Annotated in this window: 1 pseudogene and 1 CRISPR repeat array; the pseudogene reads left to right on the top strand. The window is 39.5% G+C overall.

Annotated elements, in window-relative coordinates:
- The first annotated feature begins 163 nt into the window (after positions 1-163).
- Positions 164-507, top strand: a pseudogene (locus I8U21_RS14770) (DUF4064 domain-containing protein).
- 348 nt (positions 508-855) lie between these two features.
- Positions 856-1,334: direct repeats of the CRISPR family, unit length 36 nt; unit sequence GTCAAAATGGTTACACCTCTTCTAGAGGATTGAAAC.
- Positions 1,335-1,494 lie beyond the last annotated feature (160 nt).

The following is a 1,494-nucleotide window of genomic DNA, read 5'->3' as shown; positions in this document are numbered from 1 at the left end:
CAAACAAAATGGCGTTCTAACTTTCTTGACCAATAATAATGACCGTCTGGACCCCAAGTCAGTCAAAGAAATCAAAATGGATTTAGGCGAAGTGATGTCATCCGATTTTATGAACACTAAAAAGGTTAAGTTTGAAATCAAAGTGCAATAAGGAGGATAGACAATGAGCCGGACAACAGAATTTGTTCTTGGGCTTATCGGTGGGATTTTCGGTTTTGGCGGTGCACTGTTTGCTATCTTTTTTGGAGCTGTGGATGAGGCTGTTTCAGGCGGTACATCGGAGGTAACCGGGTTAGGTTGGGGAGCTTTCCTTTTTTCCATCTTGGCAATCGTAGGAGCAATTGTAGTAAAGATCAATTCAAAGATCGGCGGCACTTTGATGCTGATTTCAGGGATCGGCGGAATAATTAGCATCTCGATGTTCTATGTATTAGCAACCGTGTTCCTTGTAATGCAGGATTAATGGGAATCTTCCGCAAGGATAAACCAAAAGAAATGTCAGCATGAACCATTTAAAGGTGGGATTTTCCTCTTCTGGAGGATTACAAAAACAGCTCTCTCCATTTCCCGGAGAGGGCTTTAATATTAGAACTGAAGGTTTACAGATTTTTTATTTTTTTGTAGACTGAAATTAGTTGATATTTTTGATGTTCATACAAGGGTTTTTCGAGCACCTTGATATGCCAAAAACCCCCGGGGTTGCTCGTAAAAGCTGAAACCCGCATGAAATAAAGGAAAAAGCCACCTTCGTTTTGAGCTGATACATAAAAAATAACTTAAATGCTCTTTAAAAAACGAAGGTGCTCGAAAAACCATATTGAACCTCAATCGTATCAAGGGTTTCAGACACATGCAGTCAAAATGGTTACACCTCTTCTAGAGGATTGAAACTTTCAGTTCTTCCGTGCGCCGTTCGTTTTTGCAAACCCAAAGTCAAAATGGTTACACCTCTTCTAGAGGATTGAAACCTCTTCTGTTATGAACTTGTCGCAGACTTTCAAAAACTGTCAAAATGGTTACACCTCTTCTAGAGGATTGAAACGAACTCTCAAGAAACTTCCAATGCTCGCTATCTCGTTTAGTCAAAATGGTTACACCTCTTCTAGAGGATTGAAACTTTTCGGTTCGGTTTCGTTCAATTCAGCGACAATTTCTGTCAAAATGGTTACACCTCTTCTAGAGGATTGAAACTTGGTTCCGTTTGTTTGAGTTCAGCTTGAATCTGTGTCAGAATGATTACACCTCTCCTAGAGGATTGAAACTTCATAGCACTAGTGGCAAAAGAATTAACGATATCCGTCAGAATGATTACACCTCTTCTAGAGGATTGAAACAAAAAAGCCCTCTCCGGATATGGAGAGGGCTTTTAATTATTGCCCAGGCATATGGAGATAATGGAACGAATTGGCTAGATTTAATAAGTAACAAAAAATCTTACGTTACTTTTCAAAAGAGGAAAGTCCAGATAACCACCGAAACCTCTTGAAATTCAAA

The organism is Thermoactinomyces sp. CICC 23799 (assembly GCF_016055145.1).
In the GTDB taxonomy this organism is placed as follows: Bacteria; Bacillota; Bacilli; order Thermoactinomycetales; family Thermoactinomycetaceae; genus Thermoactinomyces; species Thermoactinomyces intermedius.
This window is presented reverse-complemented; position numbering and strand designations above follow the sequence as displayed.